This is a genomic window from Corallococcus sp. CA047B, assembly GCF_003612065.1.
Lineage (GTDB): Bacteria > Myxococcota > Myxococcia > Myxococcales > Myxococcaceae > Corallococcus > Corallococcus praedator.
This window is the reverse complement of the sequence record NZ_RAWD01000700.1, coordinates 1-692: the sequence shown is the minus strand read 5'-3', so window position 1 is coordinate 692 and position 692 is coordinate 1. Positions and strand designations below refer to the sequence as shown.

Annotated in this window: 2 pseudogenes; both read right to left on the bottom strand. The window is 74.1% G+C overall.

Annotation, left to right across the window (positions count from 1 at the left end):
* Nucleotides 1-445 (bottom strand): annotated as a pseudogene (locus D7X74_RS42255) (hypothetical protein); the annotation flags it as partial.
* A pseudogene (locus D7X74_RS42250) lies at nt 442-692 on the bottom strand (UDP-glucose 4-epimerase); the annotation flags it as partial. The pseudogenes D7X74_RS42250 and D7X74_RS42255, both read right to left, overlap by 4 nt.

The window sequence follows — 692 nt, the reverse complement described above, 5'->3', positions numbered from 1 at the left end:
GGGCGGGCTCATCCCCCGAGGGGGCCTGGGCCGAGGCGCGAGCAGGCGGGGGGCCCTGCTTGCCGGCCGGTGCCTCGCGGGTCGCGTGCGCTGCCTTCGCGATCGTGTCCTCATGCTCCTGGGGCGACGCGGACGTCCCACCGCGCGGGTTCGCGCGCGCCTCGAACTTGTGGACCGCGGCGGCGGGGGTCTTCGGCGCCTTCGCGGCCGGCTTCGCTTCCGGGCTGCGTCCCTTGCCAGCCTTCGGGGCCTTCGTGCGCGGGGCTTCCTTGGCGCTGCGTGCCTTGCCCGCCGACTTCGCGCTCTTCCCGGCGCCACCCTTCGCGCTCTTCGACGCGGGCGCCTTCTTCGCGGCCTTCGCTTCGGCCTTGTCCTCCTGCGCATCGCCCGTGCGAGGCGCTGCGCCCCGCTGGAAGGGATCATTCCCGAGGACACCCTTGGTCATGACTGGCTCCTTCGGAGCGCCGCGGCGGCGTCCTTGACGTGGTGGAGGGGCACGAACCCCAGGGCGGACTCGGCGCGTTCCCCGTCCGCGACCCAGGAGTAATGCATGTAGTCGAGCAGGGCCACCGGCAACGTGCCCGCCCCCAGCACCCCGAGCGCGCGAAGTGCTCCACGAAACAACGGCCCCGGCAGGGGGAGCGGTTGCGCGCCCGCCTGGCGGATGAGCCCGGACAGGGGCAGCACCCCCC